The following is a 25488-nucleotide window of genomic DNA, read 5'->3' as shown; positions in this document are numbered from 1 at the left end:
ACGATAGGGGGCTACACCCGCTCGAGATAGAAATACAGGTGGCGCGGCGTGCCGGAGCTGGTGTCCATGGCGCCCTTGCCGTTCATGATGCCGATGACGGCGTTGTCGTCGACGACCTTGAAGTGGTCGTGCACCGGCTTGCCGTCGTAGACCATGGACGCGACCGTCTCGCCGCGGAACTCTTCCATCCACAGGCTGGCTTCGCCGTTCATCGCCTCCGTGTTGGAGAACTTGGCGCCGTCAGCATCCAGGCACACGAGCGGCTTGGCGTCGGCGGCGGAGTGGAACGTCTTGCCGAACCAGTTGAGCCGCTTCATGAAGCCGTTGGCCCTGTGTCCGGTGTCGAACTCGCCGCCCTTCCACTCGCCGAGCATGAACTCGATGGTGGCCGGAGCCAAGGTGGCCCAGAACGCGTCGAGTTCGGCGTCGTCGATCCGGCCGGTGCGCGCGGTCAGCTCGGTGAAGGTCTTCCGGGGTTCGGTCATGAGCGTCCTGTCCAGGTGCGGGCGAAGTCGAGGAAGGCGTCGTTCTCGTGCGGGGCCGCCACGGTGACCCGCACGCCGTCGTCACCGTAGGGCCGCACGATGATGCGGCTGTTGGCGGCGTCGGCTGCGAACTGCTGGGCGCGGCCGGTCAGCGGCAGCCAGACGAAATTGGCCTGCGAGGGCGGCAGCTCGTACCCGGCGTCGCGCAGCGCGGCCGAGACGCGGGTGCGTTCGGCGACGACGGCGTCGGTGCGTTCTAGCAGTTCGTCTGCTGCGTCGAGCGAGGCGATGGCGGCGGCCTGCGAGACGGTCGTGGCGGTGAAGGGGACGTAGACCTTGGACAGCGCGCTGACGATGTCGGGGTCGGCAACGGCGTAACCGACGCGCAGCCCCGCCAGGCCGTACGCCTTCGAGAACGTCCGCAGCACGACGACGTTGGGGTGCGCGCGGACCAGGCCGAAGCTGTCGGGCACCAGGTCGTCGCGGATGTACTCGATGTAGGCCTCGTCGAGCACCACCATGATGTGGGACGGGACGGCCTCGACGAATGCGGCCAGCTTGGCGGGGTCGACGACGGTGCTGGTCGGGTTGTTCGGGTTGCAGACGAAGATCAGCCGGGTGCGGTCGGTGATCGCGGCCGCCATGGCGTCGAGGTCGAAGGTGTGGTCGGTCAGCGGCACCTGGACCGGGGTGGCGCCGGCGGTGCGGACCTGCAGCGGATAGATCTCGAAGCTGCGCCACCCGAACAGCACCTCGTCACCGACCGTCGAGGTGATCTGGATCAGCTGCTGGCACAGGCTCACCGACCCGCAGCCCACCGAGATGTGCTCGGGCGCGAAGTTCACGTGCTTGGCTAGGCGCTCCTTGAGCTCGACGTATCCGTTGTCGGGATAGCGGTTGATGCCGTCCATTGCGTCGGCGACTGCGGCGCGCACGCTGGGCAGAGGCCCGTGCACGGTTTCGTTGCTGGCGATCTTGATGGCGCCCGGCACGGTCTTACCCGGTGTGTAGGCGGGCAGATCGGCGAGTTCCGGGCGAAGACGTGCGGGCACCCGAACAGTTTAGGGCTGTCGTCGATCTGCTTTGCTTCCCGTGGCAGGGCCTGTGTACTCTCTCCTTTCGGCGGTCAACGTCAGGAGGCGTGCCAGAGCGGCCGAATGGGACTCACTGCTAATGAGTTGCCCGCCTTAAAGCGGGCCGGAGGTTCAAATCCTCTCGCCTCCGCCAACAACTGAACACGCACCACCACGCGCCCGTAGCTCAACGGATAGAGCATCTGACTACGGATCAGAAGGTTAGGGGTTCGAATCCCTTCGGGCGCACTTTTATTTCTTGTTGGCGAGCACCATGTCGACTGCCGCCTCGATGACGTCGTCGCCCGGCACCGTTCCGAACATCAGCGACGGACACGCCACCACGCCGGCCAGCATTGAGATCGCCGCTTCCAAGTGCGCACCGGCGAAGACGTTCTCCAGCATCTTCCGAACCGGTCGTTGCGCCTCGGAGTTCAGCGAGTCCCGGATCTCGGCCATCGTCTCGACCGAGGCCCACTGCGCCATCGCGTAGAGGACCTTGTCCAAGTGCAGGTCGACCACGGCGGTACGGAACGACGTCAGCTCGCCGATCAAGTCGGCCCGCAGGTCGCCGGAGGGCTCGGTGTGGGGTAGCTCGCCGATGGCGTCGACGGCGATCTTCAGGAGGTCCACCCGCGACGGCCAGTGGGTGTAGAGGGTGGTCTTGGAGTAGCCGGCGAGCTCGGCGACGCGAGCGTGGGTGACGGCGTCGGACCCCTCGGTGACGAGAACGTCGAGCGCTGTCCGGCCGACGTCGGCGCGGGTGCGGATGACGCGGGCGTCCTCGCCGGAGGCGGCGTTGCCGCTGCGGCCTGCCATCTGCACTCACCTCTCGTCTCTGGTGCCCTCAATTAACGCACGGATCGGGGGTTACCCGGCGAAGACGTGCGCGGGGTAGCCCGCGGGCGCCGATAAAATTCGTCGGTGATGTCCGACGTTGCCATGCTCACACAGTCCGCGCAGGCGAGTCTTGGCGCCAAGGACTACGGGGCTGCGGCGTCGGCAGCCTGGGCGGTACTCACCGTCGAGCCGACTCACGAGCACGCGATGCGGCTGTATGCGCTCGCGTTGCACGGGCTGGGCCGCGACGCCGATGCGTTGGCGATGGCGTGGCGTCTGGTGACGGAGCACCCGCGGTCGGCGCTGGCGCAGTACACGTACGCGAGCCTTCTGCACGAGTCCCGCATGGATCAGCAGGCGTCGGCGGTGGTCGACGAAGCGTTGCGGCTCGACCCGACGAACCCGGACGCACTGGTGTTGCGCGGCGACATCTTCCGAACGACGTGGGGCGCGAAGGCTGCCGAGCAGCAGTATCTGCAGGCGCTGCGGATCGAGCCGAACCATGCCGTGGCGACCCACAACCTCGCGGTGAGCAGGCTGCGGTGGGGAACGTTGACGCAGGCGGTGCGGGGACTTCTGGTGGCCGACAGCATGAATCCGGCGTTGCGGCCCATGGTGATCGACAACATCGGGCTGGCGATGGCTCGAGTCCTGCGGATGGCGACCGCGTCGGTGGTGTTCCTGGCGGTAGCGCTGATCGTGGTGGGGGCTGCTGACGACGACGGGATGTCGACGGTGCTGCCGCGGATCGCGGCGGGGGTACTCGGCGTGGCTCTGATTGCCCCACTGGTGTGGGTGATGCGCACGGTTCCTGCGGCGGTCTTGAGCACCGTTGTGCGGCAACGGCTCTTGCTCGGTGTGCGGATGGCGTTCGTTGCGTTGGCGGTGGTACTGGGCGTGGTGACGGCGGCGGTGGGCGCGAACCCGGTGTCCGATGTGGCGGGCACGCTGCTGCTGTTCGGGGTGTTCGGACTGACGGTGCTCGGATTCGTGACGGGCTCGTAGCTAGCGTCACACCCGGAACAGCGGATGGCCTTCGGGATTCTCGAAGGACGCGATGATGTCGGTCACTGGGGCTGATACGAGGTGAGAGAGCTTCACGGATTTCGATACGCCGGTGCTGCCACCGTGACCAAAGGCGACTACTCGAGCGTCTCTGTCGACGAGCCTGCAGAAGCCGTCGGGATCTTCGTCGCTGATGTCGAAGCCGGCGGCGAGAGAACCGAGAGCAGTCGGTAAACGCAAGAACGGGAGTCCTTTTCGATATCGGATGCTCGAGCCGAAGAGATCGAAAAGGTGCCTTTCCAGGATCTCGACGGTGGGCGCACCCAGTTCGAAGTGTTCCCGCGACGCTCGCTGCGACGATGTCAGGACGAAGACGCCATCAAAGCGTCGCCGGACGTAGAAGCGGGTCTCTCCGCCGGGATCAGACCACAAGATCGCAGCGCCCGTCTGACTGTCAGCCGTCAGGGCGTAGCCAGCTGCTCGCGCCCATTGGACGAGAGACTGTGACAGTTCCGGCGATGACTGGTGGTTGTAGGCTTTTCTCGCGGCGAGAGTTCCGCCCAACAGTTGGCTGTAGGCGAGTCGCCCCAACAGCTGGTAGCAAGCCTCGGATTCGTTGGAGACCCGGACCAAGTTGTTCTTGTTGCCGCGCTCGTACCAGTACACCTCCCAGAGGCCATCAGCGCCGGGCTCGACGCACCAGGAATACTCCGCCTGACCTCCGCGAGCCAGCACTCGGTCCGGTATCTCCATGGCGCGAAGAGCTCGCCGCAGCTCAGTGATGTTCATGATGGCTTTCGACCTTTGATGCCGGCCAGTGCGGAGTCGTAGTAATCGTCTATTCGAGTGCCGAGCCAGGTGAGCCACGTGTCCTGGTTCTGGAAATGGACCTTGTCAGCCTCGAGGAGTTCGGTGAGCTGCTCGAGTGGGAAATCGGGCCTGGCGACAAATTCATTGAGATAGCGCCACTTCGCTGATCTGTCGTACAGCCCGTGTTCGTAGGCCGCATCAGGTGGAGCGATCATGCAATTCAGCTCGCCTGCACGCTGGGACCAATAGATTTGGATCAAGCAGTCCCGGTTTCGGAAAAACACAGCCGCCGCGTTGCGCCCGTCCTCATCCACCGTGATGGCGCGGTCGAAGGTGAATCCTCGGCGCGAGAGAGACCGGCCAACGATTGCCTTGACCTGATCGGCGAAGGTCGAGGTGGCCCCTTCGGGATGCACCTAGATCGTTCCCTTCGTCGATGCTGGGACACCGTCAAACCGAATGTGAGACATCTCTCTTCGAGAGTTCAGTGAAGTCGACATGTGGGTAGTCGCGTTTGATGCGCTCAGCAACATCGGCGGGATCGTCGGGTCTGAGTCCTCCCTGCATCAGGAAGTAGCGACCCACATCGATCTTGTAGGGGCCTTCAGAGAACATCACCCGAAGGACGAATGAGCGGTCGCTCGTCTCGTAAAGTGTCCATTCCCAGGGAGAGTCGGCGAGCTTCGTGAGTTCGATGGAATTGCTCGGACTGGGAACGTCGCTCACCAAGGCCTGCCCGGCGTACTCGCATTTCTCGAACGCCAGACGCTCATCTCGGCCAACGGTGTTGTCGATCACCAATGCAAGCTGCACGGGAAAGCTCTTCATACCGTTGTGCAACTGCGTGCCTACAGCCAGACTGCATACGATCACCGCGTAGATACGCAGGAAGGCACCGGCGTCGTCACGTCCGTGAAACTCGGGTTGCGTTCGACTCCAGTCGAAGTCGGTCTGGGGATGGAAGCGTATAGGCGGCTTCAGAACGACGAAGAAGTAGTCGTCTCTGTCGGGGCCGGGTATTTGCCGCGCCACGCGTCCGTTCACCGGAAGTTGGCTTTGTAGCTCGGGGATGGCGTACGGCAGCCCGCCTCCCGACTGGTCCCAATCGATGCTGTCGATGGTCAGATGAGGCATGGAAGTACCTTCCAATGAAACGCATACATCAGGGGGCCCACTGATTCTCAATTCCCCGTATATTGCTGAGTCGCTCAGTATCAACGACGATTTCGTAGACACCGGGCTCGGTCAAACCGGCGCCGATTCGTTGCGCGCTATCAGGTTCATCCGTGAGTAACAGCAGTTCGGCGGTTCTTCCCGACGTGCGCACGATGCGGACTGGGACGCCGTCGAGATCGGCGGTGTAGACACGCTCGAAGATTTCGGTGTCGGCAAGCGGAACGCTTGATGACCACACGTTGGCACGGACGGGCTCAAAACCTTCCGGGCCGTCGGCGGTGATGGCGGTCAGGTGAACGTTCTCGGCGGCGACGTCGGCGAAGTATTCGTTGCCGCGCCACCGACCCAGTGTGCCGACCAGTGGGCTGGGCGGCCGCCATTGCTTCGCGTTGCGCCAGCCGCGTGCGACGCCTTCATAACGCGAAAGGATTTTCTGCTCGCCGTCGGCTCGAATTCGCCAGTACTCAGATCCGTAGGGGTATCGAGTTCGGCTCATGGACCAGACTCGAGCGAGCGAGTCGCCACGAAGGAAGCCGTTCGGGAAGGTCGGCCAGGGGCGCGGCGCATCGTCGGGCGGTCGCAACGACGCGAGGCGGGGTTGTTCGAAACGAACCACGTCAACGAACTGCGGTGCCCCCTCGACACCGTAGGCAGCCAGAAGTTGTTGTGGCGTTCGTAGATTGGCAGCTGCTGCCGCATCCGACACGTATCCGCCCACCTGGTCATCGCCAGTGTCGACGATGGCAGTTGCGAGGGCGGAGTTGAGCAACTTCTGCAGAATGAGACGGTCAGGCACGACGCGTCTCTTCCACTTCAATGGTGTCGAAGTCTTCTGGCTTGAACAATCCACTCCACCCCATGTATTGGTCCCCGTCCAGGCCCAGTTCACGCGCCACGCCGGGTGGGCCAATGAAGTCCACGCATATTCGGCCGTCCGGTAGGTGCTTTTTCAGTGTGAGGTGGTGGCCGCGGATCGTTCCCCGAACACGTCGATGAATGATTCCGTCGAGACTGGTGCGAGGGACTTTCGCCCACCTCTGTCGGTGTCCGAAACCGGACGGAAAGTCGCCAAAGGCGAAGGCGTCGGGTATCTCGGTATCGGGGTCAATTCCGAGAGCTACCCAGTCAGTGTCGCTGAAGACAATCGGGAACTGCTTGCCGCGGTACTCCGCTAATGCAGCGCTCACAGGAGTTTCCATTAGTTGCCCTGCGGTATCCACTCTTTGTCTCGCAACACGGCCACCAAACGTTGGTTGCCGTCGTCGAGTACCTCCCACATCTCGGCTCCGTCCCTCATGGTGATGTCGTTGGCCACGTATTCAGGGATAACATCGTCAACCGCCTTCGTGAAGCCGTTACCTGTGAATGGATCGGACCACGCGTCGTAAGAGGCGTCGCCGCCCATCGCCGAATTCCTCGGTACCTCGTAATCTCCCAACGATTCCGGATCGGCTTGGAAGCGAATGATATGTGTGCCCGCATCAGATGGATCAAAGTGTGTGCCGGAGTAGTCCAGACGCAAACCGTCGTAGATCTTCGAGGGGTCAGAAAGATGGGCGGTGTCATCGGCAACAGTGACCGATCCTTTGATTTGATCGGCGTCGAAGTCGCCACCCATGATGTAGTCGTCAGCACGGCTTTGAACGAAATGCCCGTCGTTATGGAAGAACCCCGGTGGAATGACTTTCTGCATAACGGTGTCAGCTGTCGGCGCGGGCAAGGCGTCGCGAACATTGGTCAACAGGTGACGTTGATCTGCTGTCAGAGCATCAGTCGGCGTGTTGACCAAGTCGACGAAGTCGCTCTTGCTGACGCCGCTCGCCGCAAGAGCCTCATCTACTCGATGGTTGTCGAGGAGTTGCTCAGGAGCGAAGGACGTAGTGTGCTCGCTGCCGTCCATCATCGAGTAGACCCGTGCGTGCTCGTCGCGCGCAGTGTCGTCTCCGGGCGGAGTGTGGTGATCATCTCCCGGCGGAGGCTGATCGCCGGCCGCATGGGATTCCGGACTTCCCGGGTGTGTGCCATCGGGAGTCAGGGGTTGATCGTGATTCCCGCCGGCATCTGATGACCCGACACTGTGCCGGCCCGATTCCAAGCCGCCGCCTGCGCTAGATGCTTCGGGCGCCGGCGTAGCTGAAGGAGCCGAGTGTGCTGAGGTTTCTGTCGGCGCTTCCGGCGCCCCGCCCGACGGTCCGTGCGGCGTTGTCGATCCGCCACCAGATTCGGGGCCTCCGCCGGGTGACGCCGACGGCGTCGACCCGCCCGGCGACGATCCGTTTGGAGAAGGCGCCTCGCCGACCGGTGCGCGTGGACCGGAACCACCCTCAGCACCCGAACCAGACGGCCGCCCATTCGGCGCCGACGGCTCACCAGTACGCGGGCCGCCACCCGACGGGCCGCTGCCTGACTGCGAGCCACCCGACGGCGTCGACCCGCCCGGCGCCGGACCCGCGCCAACAGACCCAGGTCCCGCCCCACCCGAAATCGTCTCCGGCCGCAGTGGCGGCACCCCGCCGGGACCAGAGGGGTTGAACTCCGGAACATGCGGTGTCTCAATGCGACTCGGCGTCCCGCGTGTCCAGCTGCCCAGCTCACCGACCTTGGGCAGACGACCTTCCTCGAGCACGCGTCGGCTCAGGTTCAGGCCCTTGGCGACGCTGCCGGTCTTCGACAGCGCGCCGCCGGGAACGAACAGCGAACCGATGTTGAACGCCGCCTCGCCCGCGGCGCGGCCCGGATGGTCACCCGACCACTTGTCCCACGCGACGAACTCCTTGCCCATGTTGATCAGGACATCGGGCAGTGTGGACGGGTCCTTGGCGACCGAGAGCGCCATCTCGGCCATGCCCTTCCAGGTGTCCGGGTCGGCCATCGCCACGATCCCCGACACGGTGCCGATCAACCCGGTGACCGCGCCCACTTGGATGTCGGTGTACAGCGTCACGGCATTCGCCAGATCGTTGCCGACTCGGTCGCCGAACGTCTCCACCAGGATGGGCCGGATCCATTTCTGGAACGCCGTCGCCGCGTCCCCGATGAGGCCGGTCAGCTCATCGAGCAGGCCGACAAGGCCCTTGACCTGATTCTGGAAATTGTGCAGCACCGTGCCGATGTCGTGCGCTACTTCGCGCAGGATGTCGTCGGCTTCTCCGGTGAATATGCCTTTCACCGTGTCCCACAGGCCGTCCAGCGACAGCCGGTCGAGGATTCGGCGGATCGCGTCCTGGGTCTCCTGGACGCCGTTCGCAAAATCAGTGATCGACTGCGCGACAGAGTTCGACACGTCGGCGAGCGACGAGATCGCGGTGCCCAGACTCTCCAGCGCGGTCTTCATCGCGCCGCCCTCGGGGACCTGTTGCGCGGCAACGGCATTCTTGATGCCGGTGAGCTGCGGCTCGATCAGCGCGAACCCGGTGGCGAAGTTGCGCCACTGCGTCGCCGTCACCCCCATGATCGGCGCGTTGCCCGACGGCCACGTCATCGCGGCACCGGCGAAGAATCCGATGCCGGGCAGCACCTGAAGGAACGGTTGGATCAGGTACCACTTGTCCGGCGGCGGGACAGTGACGCCGTTGGGGCCGGGCGGCACATGCGCGGGCAAGGCTTTGCCAGGCTCTGCGCCGACGCCGCCCGTGGGGCCAGGCCCGCCGATCGTCGCCGCGGCATCGGCGTTGCGATAGTTGTAGCCGGTGGCCTGCAAGAGCATGCCGACGGCGTTGAAGGCGTTGGCCGCGTCCGCGACCGCAGAAGTGAACTCGCCCGCCTGATGGCCGTACTTCAGCCCGAAGTTCATCCCCGCCGGGTCCATGCCCGAAGAAATGCCGCCGGCCAGCGCCGTACCCAACGCATCTGAGAGCCGAGCCAGTTGCGCGCCGATGGCACCGGTCTGCTGACCCGCGGCGATCAGCGCCTCCGGGTCAACCTCGATCCGCACCGCGTGGCCCCCCGATGGTCATACCTGCCACATCTCACCGTTCTTGGCGACGGCGTCGGTGTAGTTCTTGTGCGCGGTGTCGGCGACCTTCTGCAGCGCGGCGAGCGCCTCCTTCATCTGCTCCGCACCGGTCTCCCACTGCTTCTGCGCCTGGTCCTGGGCGTCGGAGGCGGCACCTTGCCACGATCCGCGCAGCATCGCCATCGTGTTCTCGATGTCGTCGAGACATTCGGTGACCTCGCGGCCGAACTCCTCCATGTGACGGATCGCGGCGCGCAGCGCATCGAAGTCGACGATCAGCGCGCTCATCGCTCGTCCTTGCGCGTCGAATCGCGATCAGGGTCGTGCGGCGGTTCGGGTGCGGGCGCCTCGCCGCCCTGCGCCGCGCCCTCGACCAGGGACGAGATCTGTTCCACGAATCCGCCGGCCATCTGCGCCCCCTGCTGCAAGAAGCCGCCGAGCTGCTGGGGTGCCGACTGTGCAGACTCCGCGACCGACCCGAGCTGATCGAGGTCCATTGCCTTGGCCAACCCCGTCAGCGGCTCGGAGGAGGGTGCAGCAGCAACCCCACCGCCCGCCACGGAAGCCGCCGGCGCCGCACTCAGAGCCCCGCTTCCGCCGCCACCACCTCCAGAAGGCGCACCTCCGCCGCCCTGCATCGTCGCGTTCAGGGCGTCGCCGGACTGCTGGTCTGTCTTGGCGTACTCCTTGCCGGCAAGGCTCAGCAGGTCGGCCATCGACTGCAGTCCGCGGACCACCTGGCCGGCGCCGGTGTGCCACTGATCCCACGCCGGCCCGTAGGCCGAGGCCGCCCCACCCTTCCAGCCCGAACCCAGCAGCTGCCGCGTCTCCAGGTCCACGCTGGACAGCCCGTCCTGCAGCCGTTGCCCGGCGTCGCGCAGCCGCTCGGACGCCGCCTGCAGCTCCGACACCACCACCTCGACCGAACGCTCCACGGCAAAGAGCCTATGGGTCCCCGAGAGGGGGTCCGTGCGCCAATTTCGCGACGCCGCCAGGCTCTAGGGTGGTGACGTGCGCCTCCTCCTGATCGCCGACACGCACGTGCCGAAGCGGGCCAAAGATCTGCCGCCGCAGGTGTGGGAGGAGGTCGACGAGGCCGACGTGGTCATCCACGCCGGGGATTGGGTGGAGCCGGAACTGCTCGACGCTCTCGAGCAGCGTTCCCGGCGGCTGGTGGCGTGCTGGGGCAACAACGACGGCGACGAGCTGCGTCGCCGGCTGCCCGAGCGTGCCGACGTCGAGTTGGGCGGGCTGCGTTTCACAGTCACCCACGAGACGGGCGGTGCGGCCGGCCGCGAGGCGCGCATGGCCAAGGCCTACCCCGACACCGACGTGCTGGTGTTCGGCCACAGCCACATCCCGTGGGACACCACCGCAGAGAGTGGTCTGCGGCTGCTCAACCCCGGCTCGCCGACCGATCGCCGCCGCCAGCCCCACTGCACCTACATGAACGCGACGGCAGCCGGGGGACAGCTCAGCGACGTCGAGCTGCACCGGGTGCCTCGCCGTGAGTGACCGGCCGGCCACTGTCGACGACGTGCACCGCATCGCCGCGGACATGCCGCACGTGACGCGGGTCGAAGGGCCGAAGGCCGGTAACCCGATCTACCAGGTCGGCGGCAAGTCGTTCGTGTTCTTCCGCACCCCGAGGCCCGACGCCGTCGATCCCGACACCGGCGAGAAGTACCCCGACGTCGTCGTCATCTGGGTGGAATCCGAGGCCGACAAACTCGCGCTCACCCAGGACCCGTCGTCGCCGTTCTTCACCACACAGCACTTCGACGGGCATCCGTCGGTGTTGGTGCGCGCGAGCCGACTCGGTGAAATCGCGGTCAGCGAGCTCAAGGAGCTGATCCAGGACGCGTGGCTGTCCCGGGCCTCGAAACGCCGCGGTCAGGAGTGGCTCAGCCGGGGCGAGTGACCTTGTCGTGCTCGGCTCCGCAGCAGAACAGCGCGAGCCGTGCCGGCACGTCGCCGGGGTTGCGCCACCGATGCCGAGTCCCGTTCTGCACCACGGTGTCCCCGGGCTGCAGGGTCACCTCGGCGCCGTCGTCGAGTTCCAGGATCACGGTGCCCTCCAGCACCACCTCGAAATCGATGGTGTCGGTGGTGTGCATGCCGGGATCGTCGAGCTCCATGTACCCGAGCAGGCCCGGCAGCTTCTCCTCGCCGTCGACGATGGCCTCCTCGGTGGTCAGGTCGTCCGTGCGCGCGGTGGCGGTGCCCGGCGGCAGCGTGAACATCGAGAACCGGAATCCGCCGATCGGCGGAAAGTAGGTGCGCCAGTTCGGCATCGACCCGTCATCGGGAAAGTGGGGTGTCTGATCGCCGCCCCACAGCATCGTGAACTCCGACCCCGGAAGAAGCACCGGTGTGCGCGGCGCGACGGATTCGTCGCTGACGAACACCGACTTGCCGGCGGCATCGTGACCTGTGACCACTCGACGGACATCCATTGGCCCAGTCAACCACCGCGACGGCGGTGAGAGTGGCAGTCTCAGCGGAATGGAGCACAAGCCGCCGACCAGCACCATCGAAGCAGCGCATCGCGAGCATCTGACCTCCCTTCCGTTCGACGACACCCGGGATTTCGCCGACGCCGATCGCGGCTTCATCGCCGCGAAGACTCCCTGCGTCATCACCGCCGCCGACGGCCGGGCGGTGTGGGACAACGACGTCTACGACTTCCTGCACGGGGACGCACCCACATCGGTGCACCCGAGCCTGTGGCGGCAGTCCCAAATGGTCGCGAAACAGGGTCTCTACGAGGTGGTCGCCCGGGCGAGCGAAGCGACGGGGGATGTCAGAGGCATTTATCAGGTCCGCGGTTTCGACCTGTCCAACATCACGTTCGTCGAAGGGGACAGCGGCATCATCGTGATCGATCCGCTGGTGTCCACCGAGGTGGCTGCGGCTGCTCTGGCGCTGTACCGCGAACACCGCGGAGAGCGTCCCGTCAGCGCGGTGATCTACACCCACAGCCACGTCGACCACTTCGGCGGCGTGCTCGGCGTGACCACTCAGGCCGAGGTCGACGCGGGCACGGTGGCGGTGCTGGCCCCGGAGGGCTTCACCGCGCACGCGGTGCAGGAGAACGTGTACGCGGGCACGGCGATGGCCCGCCGGGCCGGCTACATGTACGGGGCAGTGCTGGAGCGTGGGCCGCAAGGGCAGGTGGGCTGCGGGCTCGGCCAGACCCCCTCGCAGGGTGAGGTCGCGATCATCGTGCCCACCATCGACATTCGCGAGACCGGCGAGACCCACACCATCGACGGTGTCGAGATCGAATTCCAGATGGCACCCGGCACCGAGGCGCCGGCCGAGATGCACTTCTACTTCCCGAAGTTCCGCGCACTGTGCATGGCCGAGAACGCCACGCACAATCTGCACAACCTGCTGACGCTGCGCGGCGCGCTGGTACGCGATCCGCACGGCTGGGCGGGGTATCTCACCGAAGCGATCGACACCTTCGCCGACCGCGCCGACGTGGTGTTCGCCTCCCACCACTGGCCCACGTGGGGCAAGGACCGCATCGTCGAATTCCTGTCACTGCAGCGGGATCTGTACGCCTACCTGCACGACCAGACGCTGCGCCAGCTCAACCAGGGCTACACCGGGATCGAGATCGCCGAGACCTTCTCGATGCCGCCCGCTCTCGAGAACGCCTGGCATGCACGGGGTTACTACGGGTCGGTGAGCCACAACGTGAAGGCGGTCTATCAGCGCTACATGGGCTGGTTCGACGGGAACCCGGGCCGGTTGTGGCCCCACCCGCCGGAAGCGATCGGACCCCGTTACGTCGCGGCGATGGGCGGTCTGGACCGCGTGGTGGAGATCGCCCAGCAGGCGTTCGATGACGGTGATTTTCGCTGGGCAGCAACACTTCTCGACCATGCCATCTTCACCGACGAGAACCACGCCGGGGCTCGGCAGCTCTACGCCGATACCCTCGAGCAACTGGCGTACGGGGCGGAGACCGCCACGTGGCGCAACTTCTTCCTGGCGGGAGCCACCGAGCTGCGTGACGGCAACTTCGGCACCCCGACGGCCACGTCGACGACGATGGCCGCTCAGCTCTCCCCGGAGCAGATGTTCGACGTGCTGGCGATCAGCGTGAACGGTCCGCGCGCATGGGATCTCGACCTGGCGATCGACGTGACCTTCGTCGACACCGCGACCAACTACCGGCTCACGCTGCGCAACGGGGTGCTGGTCTACCGCAAGGTCGATGCCGACGAGCAGACCGCGCAGGCCACGCTGCGGCTGGCGACCAAAGTGCGGCTGCTGAGCTTGGCGGCGGGTGACACGAAGTCACCGGGGGTCGAGATCCTCGGTGACGCAGCAGTTCTCGCGCAACTCGTCGACGTGCTGGACAAGCCCGATCCGAGCTTCGACATCGTGACGCCCTAGGGCTGACCGCCGTCGGCGCGGATGATCGATCCGGTGGTGAAACTGCTCGCATCCGACATCAAGAACAAGGCGGCGCCGATGATCTCGCGGGGCTGGCCGGCGCGCTGCAATGCCAGATGTCCGAACGCGGCGTCGGGGTCGAACGTCCACGCATCGGCGATGTCGGTGAGAAACGGCCCGGGCATCAGCGTGTTGACCCGCACCGTCGGCCCGAACGCCTTCGCCAGCGCCTCGGTCGTCGCATTGAGGCCTGCTTTGGCCGCCGCGTAGGGCAGGAACGTCGGATCCGGTCGAAGCGATCCGCTCGTGCTGACGTTGATGATCGACCCGCCGCCTGCGGCCCGCATGCGCTCGCCCACCAGGGCCGACAACCGGAACGGGCCCTTCACGTTCAGGTTGAGCACCGCATCGAACAGCTTCTCGGTGACATCGGTGAGGGACTCGTACAGCGGTGACATCCCCGCGTTGTTCACCAACACGTCGACCCGGCCGAACCGCTCATAGGCCGCGTCGACGAGCCCGTCGAGCTGATCCCACCGCCCGACGTGTACCGCGTACGGCAGGGCCGCGCGACCCGTCTCGGTGGCGATCTCCTCGGCGGTCGCAACGCAGGCCTCGTAGGTGCGGCTGGCGATCACCACGTCGGCACCGCACCGGGCAGCGGCGAACGCCATCTCCCGACCCAGTCCCCGACTGCCGCCCGTCACCAGCACCACGCGGTCGGTCAGATCGAACAGCGAATCTGCGTACCCGGTCACGCGCCCTATGGTGGCACGGTGCAACTGCTTCTCGTCCGACACGCACTTCCGCTGCGCAGCGAACCGGGGGAGGGCTCGGATCCGAACCTGTCACCCGAGGGTCTCGCCCAGGCGGCCCGGCTGCCCGACGCGCTGGCCCGTTTCCCGATCACCCGGCTGGTGAGCAGCCCGCAGGTGCGGGCCATCGAGACGGGAGGGCCGGTGGCCGAGAAGCTCGGACTGCCGATCGATGTCGACGACCGCCTCGCCGAATACGACCGCGACCTCGAGCACTACATCCCGATCGAGCAGATCGCCAGGGACAACCCCGAGGAGCTGCAGCGGTTGATCGACGGTCACCTGCCGAGCAGCGTCGACGAGGACGCCTTCCGCGCGCGCATCGCCGCAGGTATCGAGGATGTGGTGGCCGCCGCCGACCACGAGGACACGGTTGTGGTGTTCAGCCACGGCGGTGTGATCAACGTGCTGCTGCACACCATCCTGCGCACACCGCGATTGCTGAACTTCCACGTCGACTACGCCTCGGTGACCAGGGTGCTGTCCTCCCGCAGCGGTCGGCTCTCGGTGGCCAGCGTCAACGGCACCGAACACGTATGGGACCTGCTGCCGCGAAACGTCAGCTGGTAAACAGAACGCCGTGACAGACCTCGAAGGCCTCGACCTCACTGCCCTGGATCGCCACCTGCGAGAGGTGGGCGTGCCCCGCACCGGAGACCTGCGCGCCGAGCTGGTGTCGGGTGGCCGGTCGAACCTGACCTTCCTGGTCGCCGACTACGCGTCGAAGTGGGTGCTGCGCCGCCCGCCCCTGCACGGGCTCACGCCGTCCGCCCACGACATGGCCCGCGAGTACCGAGTGGTGGCCGCACTGAAGGACACCGCGGTGCCGGTGGCCCGGGCGGTGACGATGCGCAACGACGACTCGGTGCTCGGTGCGCCGTTCCAGATGGTGGAGTTCGTCCCCGGCCGCGTGGTGCGCTACACCCATCAACTCGAGGCTCTCGGCGACAAGGCGGCCATCGAGCAGTCTGTCGACGCGCTGATCGCCGTCCTCGCCGACCTGCATGCGGTGGAACCCGACGCGGTCGGTCTCGGTGACTTCGGCAAGCCCACCGGTTATCTCGAGCGTCAGGTGCGGCGCTGGGGATCGCAGTGGGATCTGGTGAAGCAGCCCGACGACGCGTGCGATGCCGACGTCAAGAAGCTGCACAGCCGGCTGGCCGAATCGGTGCCGGCCCAGAGCCGATCGGCGATCGTGCACGGCGACTACCGCATCGACAACACGATCCTCGATGCCGAGGACGCCACCAAGGTCGTCGCCGTCCTCGACTGGGAGATGTCCACCCTGGGCGACCCGCTCAGCGACGCCGCACTGATGTGCGTCTACCGGCATCCGACGTTCCATTTCGTGCATGCCGACGCGGCATGGGCATCGGAGTTGGTGCCCGACCCCGACGCGCTCGCCGAGAAGTACGCGCGGGCGGCCGGTGTCGACCTGCACGACTGGGACTTCTACATGGCGCTGGCGTACTTCAAGCTCGCGATCATCGGGGCCGGCATCGCATTCCGGTCACGGGAGGCCGGCGTGACCGACGACGGCGATCGCGTCGAGGAAGCCGTCGCACCGCTCGTCGCCGCCGGGCTCCGCGCGTTGTCCTGATCACAGAGGGTTTCCCGCGCGGGACCATCGGGTAGAGAAGCGCGTGCCCTCCTCTGAGATGAAGCGTGACGTCGGTGCTGAACTGGACGTCGAGATCTATGCCCCGACGACACTCGAGTTCCAGATCGCGGTCGCACCGCAGCCTGGCGCCGAGGTAACCGAGTCGCTGTCGTTCACGTTGGACGGCAAAGAAATTCCGCTGGAGAAGATCAACGAGATCTCCGGCGACCACGGCAACCGCATCCACAAGTTCGACGTCGAGAAGGGCAACCTCAAGGTCAGCTACTCGGCCACGGTGCTGGGGCAGGCGGACCCGACGCCGGTCACCGAGCTCGATCTGACCACCTACCTACGCCCGAGCCGCTACGCCGAGGCCGACAAGTTCTTCGGCTTCGCGGCGACCGAATTCGGCGACTACACCGACTCGGTTGCGCTGCTGGAGAAGGTGTCCTCGTGGGTGGGCTCGCGTCTGCAGTACGTGCCCGGCTCCAGTGACCCGATCGACGGCGCCGCCGACACGCTGCTCGCCGGATCCGGGGTGTGCCGGGACTACGCGCACCTGGTGATCGCGCTGCTGAGGGCCGTCAACGTCCCGGCGCGCCTGGTGTCGGTGTACGCCCCGGGCTGCCAGCCCATGGATTTCCACGCCGTGGCCGAGGCCTTCGTCGACGGGCAGTGGCGCGTGGTCGACGCGACGCTGCTGGCGCCGCGCCAGTCGCTGGTCCGCATCGCCACCGGTCGAGACGCGGCGGACACCGCATGGCTGGACAACCACAAGGGTTCGATCAACGTCAACAACATGGCCGTCACCGCGACCGTGGACGGCGACCTACCGAAGGATTCGGTCGATCAGGTGGTGTCGATTCGGTGAGGCCGGCTCACAGCCCGGCTTTGAGATTCTTCTTCGCCGCCCGGCGCAACTGGAAGATGCGCACCGCGCCGACGGCCACGGTGAGCAGGCCACCAGCGACCGCCGCAGCGAGGATCGCCACGCCGAGTGGCAGGCTCCAGCTCCAGCCCAGGAACTGGAACTGGGCCGACTCGGTGTTCTGCGCGATGAAGATGAGCAGCACGATGAGGATCAGGAAGCCGAGTGCCAACGCCGACCACAGCGCCGCGGCGCGGGTGCGGTGCACCGCGGACTTCGGCGGCACCGGGGTGCCTGTTGCCGGTGTCGTCGGCACGTCGTATGTGGGCGACGGGTCGGCCGACGAGAACGGTTCGCTGGACATGGCACCATTCTTGCCCTTTCGCGCTTCGAATGAAACATGCGCAGGTGTCGCGTTAGGGTCACGAAAGCTTCCGCGACCTGGAGAGGACGTTCCAGCGTGACCCGTTTCCGAAAGCACTCTCGAAAATCCGGATGGTCGCCGCTGCGCGTCCTGCTGACCCTGGTGCTGGCGCTCACCGTCGCGGCGTGTGGCAGCTCCAATCCGCTGGGTGGCGGGGAGGTGTCCGGAGATCTGAAGTCGATCAAGGTGGGTTCGGCGGACTTCACGGAATCGAAGATCATCGCCGAGATCTACGCCCAGGCCCTGGAGGCCAACGGGTTCACCGTGTCCCGACAGTTCGGGATCGGCAGCCGCGAGACGTACATCCCGGCGGTGCAGGATCATTCGATCGACCTGATCCCGGAGTACACCGGGAACCTGCTGCAGTACTTCGACGAGAAGAGCCCGGCCACCACACCCGACGCGGTGCTGCTGGCACTGTTCAAGGCGCTGCCCGGCGACCTGTCGATCCTGGTTCCCTCGCCCGCCGAGGACAAGGACACCCTTGCGGTGTCGGAGGCGACGGCGCAGCGCTGGAACCTGAAATCGATCGCCGATCTCGCGGCGCGCTCGCCGGAGGTGAAGGTCGGCGGCCCGTCGGAATTCCAGACGCGGCAGACCGGACTGGTCGGACTGAAGGAGAAGTACGGACTCGACATAGCGCCGGCCAACTTCGTCGCGATCAGCGACGGCGGCGGTCCGGCCACGGTGCAAGCGCTCACCGGCGGCACCGTCACCGCGGCCAACATCTTCTCCACCTCGCCGGCGATCGAGCAGAGCAAGCTGGTCGTGCTCGAGGACCCCAAGAACGTGTTCCTGGCCGCGAACGTGGTGCCGCTGGTCGCCTCTCAGAAGATGTCGACCGATCTGAAGACCGTGCTCGACGCCGTCAGCGCGAAGCTGACCACCGAGGCGCTGATCCAGTTGAACACCGCGGTCGAGGGCAATCAGGGCGTCGATCCCGACGAAGCTGCGGGAAAGTGGATCGCCGACAACGGCTTCGACAAGCCGGTCGGAAAGTAGGGGCGATGATCACGTTCACCAATGTCAGCAAGAAGTACCCGGACGGCACCGTCGCCGTCGACGACCTGACGCTCGAGGTCCCCGAGGGGACGCTCACCGTGTTCGTCGGACCGTCGGGATGCGGCAAGACGACCTCGATGCGAATGATCAACCGGATGATCGATCCGACGTCGGGCACGTTGACGGTCAACGGCGACGACGTCACGAAGGTCGACCCGGTCAAGCTCCGGTTGGGCATCGGATACGTCATCCAGAGCGCGGGTCTGATGCCGCATCTCCGGGTGATCGACAACGTGGCGACCGTCCCCGTACTGCGGGGCGAATCACGGCGCAGCGCACGGAAATCCGCGCTGGGAGTGCTCGAGAGGGTGGGCCTGGACCCAGCGCTGGCCAACCGCTACCCGGCACAGCTCTCCGGAGGGCAGCAGCAGCGCGTCGGGGTGGCTCGTGCGCTGGCCGCCGATCCGCCGATCCTGTTGATGGACGAGCCGTTCAGCGCCGTCGATCCGGTGGTGCGCGACGATCTGCAGAACGAGATCGTGCGCCTGCAAAAGGAACTGCGCAAGACCATCGTGTTCGTCACCCACGACATCGACGAGGCCATCAAGCTCGGCGACAAGGTCGCCGTCTTCGGCCGCGGCGGGAAGCTGCAGCAGTACGACGAGCCGTCGCGGCTGCTGTCCAACCCCGCCAACGACGCGGTCGCGGGTTTCGTCGGCGCCGACCGCGGTTACCGAGGCCTGCAGTTCTTCCACGCCACCGGCCTCCCGCTACACGACATCCGGCACGTCGGCGAGCCCGAAATCGACGCTCTGACACTGAATCCCGGCGACTGGGTGCTGGTCACCCGGCCAGACGGCACCCCCTACGCGTGGATCGACGCCGAGGGTGTGAAGCTGCACCGGGAGGGTCGATCGCTCTACGACAGCACGATCGCCGGCGGATCGCTGTTCCGTCCCGACGGCACCCTGCGGCTGGCGCTGGACGCGGCTCTGTCCTCACCGTCGGGCCTGGGCGTCGCCGTCGACGAGCACGATCAGGTCATCGGCGGGGTCCGCGCCGACGACGTCCTGGAGGCACTGGAAACGCAGCGCACCGCGCGGCAGGCGTCCCAGTAATGCGTTACCTGTTCACCCATCTCGACGATCTCTGGGCGTTGACGGTGATCCACCTTCGGCTCTCGTTGATCCCGATCGTGCTGGGGTTGGTGATCGCGGTTCCGCTGGGCGCGCTGGTGCAGCGCACGACGGCGTTGCGCCGGCTCACCACCGTGACGGCGAGCATCATCTTCACGATCCCGTCGCTGGCGCTGTTCGTGGTGCTGCCGCTCATCATCCCCACCCGAATCCTCGACGAGGCCAACGTCATCGTCGCGCTGACGCTCTACACGGTGGCGCTGCTGGTTCGTGCGGTGCCCGAGGCCCTCGACGCGGTGTCGCCCGCAGTGCTCGACGCCGCCACCGCGGTCGGCTACAAACCGCTCACCCGGATGCTGAAAGTGGAACTCCCGCTTGCTGTTCCGGTGCTCATCGCCAGCTTGCGGGTGGTGGCCGTGACCAACATCTCGATGGTGTCGGTCGGCTCGGTGATCGGCATCGGTGGCCTCGGAACCTGGTTCACCGAGGGCTATCAATCGAACAAGAGTGACCAGATCGTGGCCGGCATCATCGCGATCTTCGTCCTCGCGCTCGTCATCGACACGCTGATCATGCTGGCGGGCAAGGCCCTCACGCCGTGGACGAGAACCCAGACTGGTTCGAAGTCGAAAGCGGCGGATCCCGAGGGAGCGTCAGCGTGAACTTCCTCGAGCAGGCGCTGTCCTTCATCTTCACCGCCGCCAACTGGTCCGGCCCCTCCGGGTTGGGCATGCGGATCGTCGAGCATCTGCAGTACACCGCGATCGCGACCTTCTTCTCCGCCCTGATCGCCGTGCCGATCGGCATGCTGATCGGCCACACCGGGCGGGGCACCTTCCTGGTCGTCACCGGGGTCAACGCGCTGCGCGCGCTACCGACCCTGGGCGTGCTGCTGCTCGGCGTGCTGCTGTGGGGACTCGGGCTCGTGCCTCCGACGGTGGCGCTGATGCTGCTCGGCATTCCGCCGCTCCTGGCCGGCACCTACGCCGGTATCGCCAACGTGGACCGATCGGTGGTCGACGCGGCACGGTCGATGGGTATGACCGAGCGGCGCATCCTGCTGCGCGTCGAGACCCCCATCGCGATGCCATTGATCCTGGGCGGGCTGCGGACCGCGACATTGCAGATCGTCGCGACGGCCACCGTCGCGGCCTACGCCAGTCTGGGCGGGTTGGGGCGCTACCTGATCGACGGCATCAAGGTCCGGCAGTTCCACATCGCCCTGGTGGGGGCCTTGATGGTGACCCTGCTGGCGTTGATCTTGGATGCCGCGCTGGCGTTCGCGGTGTGGCTGTCGGTGCCCGGGAGCGGTCGGTTGCGCGGCCGCCGATCGCTGCCCCAGCCTTTCCTCTCCGATGAGGTGGCGGTCGAATCTCGACCCAGTTCGGCAGCCCGCCACGAACGGGTGGGGCCGTCGCCTACGGTAGACCCATGAGTGAAGCCGACCGCTCTGAGACGACTGCCTTCCCCGCCGTGCTGACGTGGCGCGCGCCCGACGTGTCGCGGATGGAGTCGGTGCGCGTGCAGCTCTCGGGCAACCGCATCAAGGCATACGGCCGCGTGGTGGCGGCCGCCACCTCAGCGCATCCCGCGTTCAGTGCCTCCTACGATCTGGTCACCGACGAGAACGGCGCCACCAAGCGGCTGTCCATGACGGTGACCATGGCCGAGCGCGAGCGACAGCTGTCGGTCGCGCGCGACGAGGAGAACATGTGGCTGGTGCAGGAGCACTCGGGCCAGACCAGCCGGTCGTCCTATGACGGCGCCCTCGACGTCGACGTCGTCTTCAGCCCGTTCTTCAACGCCCTGCCCATCCGCCGCGCCGGCGTGATGCCCGGCAGCGGGGAGTCGGTGACCGTTCCGGTCGTCTACCTGAGGGTGCCCGATCTGTCGGTGGACATCGCGCACATCAGCTACGCGGCGACCCCGGACGGCATCAAGCTGAACTCGCCCGTCGCCGACACCACCGTCACGGTCGACGCGAACGGTTTCATCCTCGACTATCCCGGATTGGCAGAGCGGATCTGATCACGCCGCCGGCCCGGCCGGCGGCGGCCAGCTCCTCGCGCCACCCCGCGGCGCCGATCACCGTCCCGACGATGTCGGGTCGGCTGACACTGTCGTAGCGCACGCGGGCGGCGTGCCCCGCGGTCACCAACTCGGCCACCGACCCGTGCTGAGCCAACTGCTCGCGGGCGCGGGTGAGCAGCGCCAGCGTCTCGTCCAGCACGGGCAGCAGCTCGCCGGCATTGGCTTCGCACATCGCACGCACCAGCTCGGGGGCCGTGGCCGCCACCCGGGTGCCGTCTCGGAACGACCCCGCCGCCAGCGCGAAAGCCAGCGGAACGTGCCCGGCCGTCGTCGCCAGCGCCTCGGCCAGCAGGTGCGGGAGGTGCGAGATCGTGGCCGCGGCCCTGTCGTGCTCGTCGGACCGCGCCGGCACCACGAACGCCCGGCAGTCGAGCGCCAGCGTCATGACCTCGGCCCAGACCTGCGGGTCGACGTGGTCGTCGACGCTGATCACCCACGGGGTACCGACGAACAGATCCGCGTCACCTGCGGTCCAGCCCGAGTGCGCGGTACCGGTCATCGGGTGGCCGCCGACGAACCGGTCCAGCAGCCCGGCTACGCGCACCTCCTCGACGACGGCACCCTTCACGCTGGTCACATCGGTCAGCGGGCACTGCGGGGCGACGGCGCGGACGTGGGCCAGCATCGTCGGCAGGGCCGGCATGGGGACGGCGAGCACCACCACCGCACCGAGATCGGCGGCGCGGGTGAGAGCTTCGTCGAGGTGCGTGGTGGCGTCGTATCCGTCGAAGCGGGCGGCCTCGACGCCCTCGACCGAACGGTTGTATCCGAACACGGGACGCCCCGCGGCCCGGGCCGCGCGCATCAGCGAGCCACCGATCAACCCCAGACCCAGGACACAGACGGGTGTCTTCTCCACCTGTCAAGGTTGGCATAGCACATGGTCAAGGCCATGGCAGGGGACTACGGTTAGCTCTCATGGGAGCGCAGCGTGCACAGGCTCAGGAGCGTTCGGTCGACGAACCGGACGGCTTCGGCGTGGCGGTGGTGCGTGAAGAGGGTAAGTGGCGGTGCACCGCGTTGGGAGCGGGCGCGCTGACCAGCCTGTCCGCCGCCGAGACGGAGCTGCGTGAGTTGCGCAGCGCGGGTGCTGTTTTCGGGATCCTGGACATCGACGACGAGTTCTTCGTGATCGTGCGCCCCGCACCGTCGGGCGCCCGTCTGCTGCTGTCCGACGCGACCGCGGCGCTGGACTACGACATCGCCGCCGAGGTGCTGGAGAAGCTCGACGCGGACTTCGACGACGACGAACTCGAGAGCGCCGACCCGTTCGAAGAGGGTGACATCGGCCTGCTGTCCGACATCGGCCTGCCCGAAGCCGTGATGGGTGTGATCCTCGACGAGAGCGACGACCTCTACGCCGACGAGCAGGTGGGCCGGATCGCGCGGGAGATGGGTTTCGCCGACGAGCTGGCCGCCGTGCTGGACCGATTGGGCCGGTGACCGACGAGCAGCTGATCCAGGCTGCCCTGGCCGCCGCCGCTGCGGCGGGGCCGCGCGACGTGCCGATCGGCGCGGTGGTCGTGGCTGCGGACGGGACAGAGCTCGCCCGGGCGGCCAATGCGCGCGAAGAGCTGGGTGATCCGACGGCACACGCGGAGATCCTCGCGCTGCGTGCCGCGGCCGCGGTGCACGGCGACGGGTGGCGGCTCGAGGGTGCGACGCTGGCGGTCACGGTGGAGCCGTGCACGATGTGCGCGGGTGCGCTGGTGATGGCGCGGGTGGCGCGGGTGGTGTTCGGCGCGTGGGAGCCCAAGACCGGGGCGGTCGGCTCGCTGTGGGATGTCGTGCGCGATCGCCGGCTCACGCACCGGCCGCAGGTCCGCGGCGGCGTGCTCGCCGAGTTGTGCGCGGCACCCCTCGAGGAGTTCTTCGCCGGCCAGCGCTGACAGCCGGTTTGGGTCGTGGGCCCTCGCTCGGTAAGCTGCCACACGGTGGCGTGTCCGAGCGGCCTAAGGAGCACGCCTCGAAAGCGTGTGACGGGTAACCCCCGTCCGAGGGTTCAAATCCCTCCGCCACCGCCAAAGCCCCGAGTCTGCGATCCAGACGCGGGGCTTTTCCTTTTCTGCGCGTCCTGCGCTGTTACCCTCCCGTCAATATGGGGGCGCGTCAGGCAGTTCGCGAGATATCGGGCCGGGTCGGGGCGTTGGCCGTCGCTCTCGGGATCGGCTTGGCCGTCAGCGGCGCACCGGCGGTCGCGTGGGCTGACCAGGGCGGCGCGGCCGGGGAGACGACGTCGGCCCTCGACAGCGGTCAGCGTTCAGTGGAGCGACCGACCGAGGCGCACGACACATCGACGGACGAGTCGGCGACCGAACGACGCAAGACCAGGAAGGCCCACCGCGCCGAGGACGAGCCTCAGGTGTCGAAGCGCCACGTGCGAGCGGGCGAACGGGCGATCGATGCGGAGCCCACCGAAGACCGTGTCGAGCCCGTGCGGGCCCAGGCGGAGCCGGCCGCCACACGCCAGGCCGAGCCGGTGCCCCAGCGCCCTATCGCCGGTGAACCCGTGACCCGAATCGAGACGGCCGCACCGACGCGGATTCCGATCGTCCGCACAGTCCTGCGTGCCGTCGACGGTGCCTTCGCGTCTGGTCTCGGCCACGGCACGCAGCCCGAAACCCCGCTGCTGTGGGGCCTGGTGGCCTGGGTGCGCCGCCAGATGCACGATCAGGATTCCGTGAGCGCAGCCGCGCTGGCGGCCGTGAACAATGCCCCCGTCGCCACCGGCGACGTCTACGCCGGCCTCGAAGACAAGACCATCAAGGGCAATGTCTTGGACAACGACACCGACGCCGACGGCACCGCGTTGGTCGCCGCCGTGGTGGCCGGGCCGTCCTACGGCGTGGTGGCGCTGAGCTCCAACGGCGCGTTCGTCTACACGCCGACCACCAACTATCACGGCGTCGACACGTTCAGCTACAGCGCATCCGACGGCGCTGCGGCGAGCAACGTCGCGGTCGTCACGCTGACCGTGGCCGCAGTCGACGACATCGTGTTCCAGTTCACCTACGGCAGTGGCGCGCAGTACTGGACGCCGCAGGCCAAGGCGGCACTGCAGGCGGCGGCCAACCGTCTCTCGGAGTACATCGCCACGTCGAGCCCCGTCACCCTGACCTACAACGTCACCGGCGAAGACAATTCGTCGGCAACATATTTGGCGACGGGTGGCACCAATTTCGGCGTCCCCAGTCGGCCGGCCTTCTCCAACGCCATGATCACGAAGGTCACGTCGCGGTTCCACACCGATGCGAACCGCAGCGCCGCCGACGGCAACATGCTGGTCAATTTCTCGTACCCGTACTACTCGTACGACGATTCTCCGGCGGCCAACGAAGTCGACTTCCACACCGTCGTGATGCACGAACTCCTGCACCGCCTCGGCTACCAAGCCCTCCTGGACGGCGGGCAGACCAACCGGAGATCCTGGCTCACCTACGACAAGTTCATCGTCGCTGCGAACGGAACCCGAGTCATCAGCAGTCGGGGCCGCTTCAACAGCGCCTACGCCGCCAACCTGTCGGGCGCCAACGGCGGTCTCTTCTTCGGCGGTGCGAACGCGGTAGCTGCCTACGGCGGACCCGTTCCGCTGCAATCCCTTTCGCTCTCGCACCTGCGTCTGTCGACATTCCCCTACAGCGGGCCGGACGCGAAGTTGATGGGACCGGTCGCGCCGAATGGCAAGACGCTGCGCGTACTGAGTCCCGTGGAGTCAGCCATCCTGCGCGACCTCGGGTACACGGTGGTGTCGCCGGCGCCGTCGGTGTTCTCCGCCGCAGCCGTGAACCTGTGACTGCT

The 25488-nt window shown here is 66.8% G+C and carries 30 protein-coding genes and 3 tRNA genes; 18 read left to right on the top strand and 15 right to left on the bottom strand.

Translation table 11 applies throughout. The annotated features are described in order from the left end of the window. Positions 1-11: 11 nt before the first annotated feature. Both DMB80_RS20995 and hisC read right to left on the bottom strand, forming a co-directional pair. A complete protein-coding gene (locus DMB80_RS20995) occupies positions 12-485 on the bottom strand; it encodes a DUF4334 domain-containing protein (RefSeq protein WP_111511635.1) in 474 nt (157 codons plus the stop codon). After that, positions 482-1537, bottom strand: coding sequence for a histidinol-phosphate transaminase (gene hisC / locus DMB80_RS20990; protein WP_111511634.1), 1056 nt, complete (start codon positions 1535-1537; stop codon positions 482-484). Before hisC ends, DMB80_RS20995 begins: the two co-directional genes overlap by 4 nt. A gap of 83 nt (positions 1538-1620) precedes the next feature. On the opposite strand from hisC, the gene DMB80_RS20985 reads away from it, so the two are divergent. Both DMB80_RS20985 and DMB80_RS20980 read left to right on the top strand, forming a co-directional pair. Continuing rightward, positions 1621-1712: transfer RNA gene (locus DMB80_RS20985), tRNA-Ser, on the top strand. A gap of 22 nt (positions 1713-1734) precedes the next feature. Then, positions 1735-1807: transfer RNA gene (locus DMB80_RS20980), tRNA-Arg, on the top strand. Between the two features lie 3 nt (positions 1808-1810). Here DMB80_RS20980 and DMB80_RS20975 read toward each other — a convergent pair. Beyond that, positions 1811-2377: a TetR/AcrR family transcriptional regulator gene (locus DMB80_RS20975; RefSeq protein ID WP_111511633.1), complete on the bottom strand. Its 567-nt coding sequence runs from the start codon at positions 2375-2377 to the stop codon at positions 1811-1813. Positions 2378-2485: 108 nt separating this feature from the next. Here DMB80_RS20975 and DMB80_RS20970 point away from each other — a divergent pair, with 108 nt between their 5' ends. Next, on the top strand, positions 2486-3403 hold the full coding sequence (locus DMB80_RS20970) for a tetratricopeptide repeat protein (RefSeq protein WP_111511632.1): 918 nt from the start codon (positions 2486-2488) through the stop codon (positions 3401-3403). Between the two features lie 6 nt (positions 3404-3409). Here the strand turns inward: DMB80_RS20970 and DMB80_RS20965 are convergent, their stop codons facing one another. Genes DMB80_RS20965 through DMB80_RS20930 form a run of 8 tightly spaced genes read right to left on the bottom strand, consistent with a single transcriptional unit; the run spans position 3410 to position 10279 of the window. Continuing rightward, positions 3410-4156: an Imm61 family immunity protein gene (locus DMB80_RS20965; protein WP_162938646.1), complete on the bottom strand. Its 747-nt coding sequence runs from the start codon at positions 4154-4156 to the stop codon at positions 3410-3412. 32 nt (positions 4157-4188) lie between these two features. Further along, a complete protein-coding gene (locus DMB80_RS20960; RefSeq protein ID WP_111511630.1) occupies positions 4189-4629 on the bottom strand; it encodes a hypothetical protein in 441 nt (146 codons plus the stop codon). A 34-nt stretch (positions 4630-4663) separates the two neighbouring features. Further along, the gene (locus tag DMB80_RS20955) at positions 4664-5347 is read right to left on the bottom strand and encodes a hypothetical protein (RefSeq protein ID WP_111511629.1); all 684 of its coding nucleotides are present in this window, start codon (positions 5345-5347) and stop codon (positions 4664-4666) included. A 28-nt stretch (positions 5348-5375) separates the two neighbouring features. Continuing rightward, a complete protein-coding gene (locus tag DMB80_RS20950; RefSeq protein ID WP_111511628.1) occupies positions 5376-6185 on the bottom strand; it encodes a hypothetical protein in 810 nt (269 codons plus the stop codon). Next, positions 6178-6576: a hypothetical protein gene (locus DMB80_RS20945; protein ID WP_240431305.1), complete on the bottom strand. Its 399-nt coding sequence runs from the start codon at positions 6574-6576 to the stop codon at positions 6178-6180. Before DMB80_RS20945 ends, DMB80_RS20950 begins: the two co-directional genes overlap by 8 nt. Positions 6577-6587: 11 nt before the next feature. Then, positions 6588-9323 (bottom strand): WXG100 family type VII secretion target, encoded by a 2736-nt coding sequence (locus DMB80_RS20940; protein WP_111511626.1) that lies wholly within the window; start codon positions 9321-9323, stop codon positions 6588-6590. A gap of 18 nt (positions 9324-9341) precedes the next feature. Further along, positions 9342-9632, bottom strand: a complete 291-nt coding sequence (locus tag DMB80_RS20935) for a WXG100 family type VII secretion target (protein ID WP_111511625.1) — start codon at positions 9630-9632, stop codon at positions 9342-9344. Next, a complete protein-coding gene (locus DMB80_RS20930; RefSeq protein ID WP_111511624.1) occupies positions 9629-10279 on the bottom strand; it encodes a WXG100 family type VII secretion target in 651 nt (216 codons plus the stop codon). The genes DMB80_RS20935 and DMB80_RS20930 overlap by 4 nt, the downstream gene beginning before the upstream one ends. Before the next feature lie 76 nt (positions 10280-10355). Between DMB80_RS20930 and DMB80_RS20925 the strand changes: the two genes are divergently transcribed. After that, entirely contained in the window at positions 10356-10859 is a 504-nt protein-coding gene (locus DMB80_RS20925; protein ID WP_111511623.1) for a metallophosphoesterase family protein, read from the top strand. After that, entirely contained in the window at positions 10852-11265 is a 414-nt protein-coding gene (locus tag DMB80_RS20920; protein WP_111511622.1) for an MmcQ/YjbR family DNA-binding protein, read from the top strand. The genes DMB80_RS20925 and DMB80_RS20920 overlap by 8 nt, the downstream gene beginning before the upstream one ends. Here DMB80_RS20920 and DMB80_RS20915 read toward each other — a convergent pair. Next, a complete protein-coding gene (locus tag DMB80_RS20915; protein WP_111511621.1) occupies positions 11249-11800 on the bottom strand; it encodes a cupin domain-containing protein in 552 nt (183 codons plus the stop codon). The two genes, DMB80_RS20920 and DMB80_RS20915, sit on opposite strands and share 17 nt — an antisense overlap. A 49-nt stretch (positions 11801-11849) precedes the next feature. Here DMB80_RS20915 and DMB80_RS20910 point away from each other — a divergent pair, with 49 nt between their 5' ends. Continuing rightward, positions 11850-13754: an alkyl/aryl-sulfatase gene (locus DMB80_RS20910; protein ID WP_111511620.1), complete on the top strand. Its 1905-nt coding sequence runs from the start codon at positions 11850-11852 to the stop codon at positions 13752-13754. Here DMB80_RS20910 and DMB80_RS20905 read toward each other — a convergent pair. Continuing rightward, positions 13751-14512 (bottom strand): SDR family NAD(P)-dependent oxidoreductase, encoded by a 762-nt coding sequence (locus DMB80_RS20905; protein WP_111511619.1) that lies wholly within the window; start codon positions 14510-14512, stop codon positions 13751-13753. The genes DMB80_RS20910 and DMB80_RS20905 overlap by 4 nt on opposite strands. An 18-nt stretch (positions 14513-14530) precedes the next feature. Here DMB80_RS20905 and DMB80_RS20900 point away from each other — a divergent pair, with 18 nt between their 5' ends. From DMB80_RS20900 to DMB80_RS20890, 3 genes are read left to right on the top strand one after another with little or no spacing between them, the layout of a single operon-like run. After that, positions 14531-15139, top strand: a complete 609-nt coding sequence (locus DMB80_RS20900) for a histidine phosphatase family protein (protein WP_048422520.1) — start codon at positions 14531-14533, stop codon at positions 15137-15139. Between the two features lie 10 nt (positions 15140-15149). After that, positions 15150-16169, top strand: coding sequence for a phosphotransferase family protein (locus DMB80_RS20895; protein WP_111511618.1), 1020 nt, complete (start codon positions 15150-15152; stop codon positions 16167-16169). Between the two features lie 58 nt (positions 16170-16227). Next, positions 16228-17040, top strand: coding sequence for a transglutaminase-like domain-containing protein (locus DMB80_RS20890; protein WP_111511617.1), 813 nt, complete (start codon positions 16228-16230; stop codon positions 17038-17040). A gap of 7 nt (positions 17041-17047) precedes the next feature. Here the strand turns inward: DMB80_RS20890 and DMB80_RS20885 are convergent, their stop codons facing one another. Further along, positions 17048-17401: a LapA family protein gene (locus DMB80_RS20885; RefSeq protein WP_046362972.1), complete on the bottom strand. Its 354-nt coding sequence runs from the start codon at positions 17399-17401 to the stop codon at positions 17048-17050. A 141-nt stretch (positions 17402-17542) separates the two neighbouring features. On the opposite strand from DMB80_RS20885, the gene DMB80_RS20880 reads away from it, so the two are divergent. From DMB80_RS20880 to DMB80_RS20860, 5 genes are read left to right on the top strand one after another with little or no spacing between them, the layout of a single operon-like run. Further along, the gene (locus DMB80_RS20880; RefSeq protein ID WP_205538814.1) at positions 17543-18463 is read left to right on the top strand and encodes an ABC transporter substrate-binding protein; all 921 of its coding nucleotides are present in this window, start codon (positions 17543-17545) and stop codon (positions 18461-18463) included. A gap of 5 nt (positions 18464-18468) precedes the next feature. After that, positions 18469-19581: an ABC transporter ATP-binding protein gene (locus tag DMB80_RS20875; RefSeq protein WP_111511615.1), complete on the top strand. Its 1113-nt coding sequence runs from the start codon at positions 18469-18471 to the stop codon at positions 19579-19581. Beyond that, positions 19581-20261, top strand: coding sequence for an ABC transporter permease (locus DMB80_RS20870; protein WP_111511614.1), 681 nt, complete (start codon positions 19581-19583; stop codon positions 20259-20261). The genes DMB80_RS20875 and DMB80_RS20870 overlap by 1 nt, the downstream gene beginning before the upstream one ends. Beyond that, a complete protein-coding gene (locus DMB80_RS20865; protein ID WP_111511613.1) occupies positions 20258-21034 on the top strand; it encodes an ABC transporter permease in 777 nt (258 codons plus the stop codon). Before DMB80_RS20870 ends, DMB80_RS20865 begins: the two co-directional genes overlap by 4 nt. Beyond that, positions 21031-21627, top strand: a complete 597-nt coding sequence (locus DMB80_RS20860) for a putative glycolipid-binding domain-containing protein (protein ID WP_111511612.1) — start codon at positions 21031-21033, stop codon at positions 21625-21627. Before DMB80_RS20865 ends, DMB80_RS20860 begins: the two co-directional genes overlap by 4 nt. Here DMB80_RS20860 and DMB80_RS20855 read toward each other — a convergent pair. Beyond that, a complete protein-coding gene (locus tag DMB80_RS20855) occupies positions 21590-22549 on the bottom strand; it encodes a prephenate dehydrogenase (RefSeq protein ID WP_111511611.1) in 960 nt (319 codons plus the stop codon). The genes DMB80_RS20860 and DMB80_RS20855 overlap by 38 nt on opposite strands. Positions 22550-22608: 59 nt before the next feature. Between DMB80_RS20855 and DMB80_RS20850 the strand changes: the two genes are divergently transcribed. The 4 genes from DMB80_RS20850 (at position 22609) to DMB80_RS20835 (ending at position 25483) form a co-directional block, all read left to right on the top strand. Next, the gene (locus DMB80_RS20850) at positions 22609-23133 is read left to right on the top strand and encodes a tRNA adenosine deaminase-associated protein (protein ID WP_111511610.1); all 525 of its coding nucleotides are present in this window, start codon (positions 22609-22611) and stop codon (positions 23131-23133) included. Then, positions 23130-23579, top strand: coding sequence for a nucleoside deaminase (locus DMB80_RS20845; RefSeq protein WP_046362965.1), 450 nt, complete (start codon positions 23130-23132; stop codon positions 23577-23579). Before DMB80_RS20850 ends, DMB80_RS20845 begins: the two co-directional genes overlap by 4 nt. A gap of 44 nt (positions 23580-23623) precedes the next feature. Next, a tRNA-Ser gene (locus tag DMB80_RS20840) sits at positions 23624-23714 on the top strand. A gap of 74 nt (positions 23715-23788) precedes the next feature. Further along, complete coding sequence (locus DMB80_RS20835) at positions 23789-25483, top strand: Ig-like domain-containing protein (RefSeq protein ID WP_111511609.1); 1695 nt, start codon at positions 23789-23791, stop codon at positions 25481-25483. Positions 25484-25488 lie beyond the last annotated feature (5 nt).

The sequence above is a fragment of the Mycobacterium kyogaense genome, from assembly GCF_003254575.1.
GTDB classification, from domain to species: domain Bacteria; phylum Actinomycetota; class Actinomycetes; order Mycobacteriales; family Mycobacteriaceae; genus Mycobacterium; species Mycobacterium kyogaense.
Note: the sequence above shows the minus strand (reverse complement) of the source record. Positions and strands in the feature narration are given on the sequence as shown.

What these genes read in the sequence shown, in the direction of transcription:
- DMB80_RS20995 (WP_111511635.1), bottom strand. Translation starts at nt 485, where the DNA reads ATGACCGAACCCCGGAAGACCTTCACCGAGCTGACCGCGCGCACCGGC.
- DMB80_RS20975 (WP_111511633.1), bottom strand. Translation starts at nt 2,377, where the DNA reads ATGGCAGGCCGCAGCGGCAACGCCGCCTCCGGCGAGGACGCCCGCGTC.
- DMB80_RS20970 (WP_111511632.1), top strand. Translation starts at nt 2,486, where the DNA reads ATGTCCGACGTTGCCATGCTCACACAGTCCGCGCAGGCGAGTCTTGGC.
- DMB80_RS20965 (WP_162938646.1), bottom strand. Translation starts at nt 4,156, where the DNA reads ATGGAGATACCGGACCGAGTGCTGGCTCGCGGAGGTCAGGCGGAGTAT.
- DMB80_RS20955 (WP_111511629.1), bottom strand. Translation starts at nt 5,347, where the DNA reads ATGCCTCATCTGACCATCGACAGCATCGATTGGGACCAGTCGGGAGGC.
- DMB80_RS20935 (WP_111511625.1), bottom strand. Translation starts at nt 9,632, where the DNA reads ATGAGCGCGCTGATCGTCGACTTCGATGCGCTGCGCGCCGCGATCCGT.
- DMB80_RS20915 (WP_111511621.1), bottom strand. Translation starts at nt 11,800, where the DNA reads ATGGATGTCCGTCGAGTGGTCACAGGTCACGATGCCGCCGGCAAGTCG.
- DMB80_RS20910 (WP_111511620.1), top strand. Translation starts at nt 11,850, where the DNA reads ATGGAGCACAAGCCGCCGACCAGCACCATCGAAGCAGCGCATCGCGAG.
- DMB80_RS20890 (WP_111511617.1), top strand. Translation starts at nt 16,228, where the DNA reads ATGAAGCGTGACGTCGGTGCTGAACTGGACGTCGAGATCTATGCCCCG.
- DMB80_RS20885 (WP_046362972.1), bottom strand. Translation starts at nt 17,401, where the DNA reads ATGTCCAGCGAACCGTTCTCGTCGGCCGACCCGTCGCCCACATACGAC.
- DMB80_RS20875 (WP_111511615.1), top strand. Translation starts at nt 18,469, where the DNA reads ATGATCACGTTCACCAATGTCAGCAAGAAGTACCCGGACGGCACCGTC.
- DMB80_RS20870 (WP_111511614.1), top strand. Translation starts at nt 19,581, where the DNA reads ATGCGTTACCTGTTCACCCATCTCGACGATCTCTGGGCGTTGACGGTG.
- DMB80_RS20860 (WP_111511612.1), top strand. Translation starts at nt 21,031, where the DNA reads ATGAGTGAAGCCGACCGCTCTGAGACGACTGCCTTCCCCGCCGTGCTG.
- DMB80_RS20850 (WP_111511610.1), top strand. Translation starts at nt 22,609, where the DNA reads ATGGGAGCGCAGCGTGCACAGGCTCAGGAGCGTTCGGTCGACGAACCG.
- DMB80_RS20835 (WP_111511609.1), top strand. Translation starts at nt 23,789, where the DNA reads ATGGGGGCGCGTCAGGCAGTTCGCGAGATATCGGGCCGGGTCGGGGCG.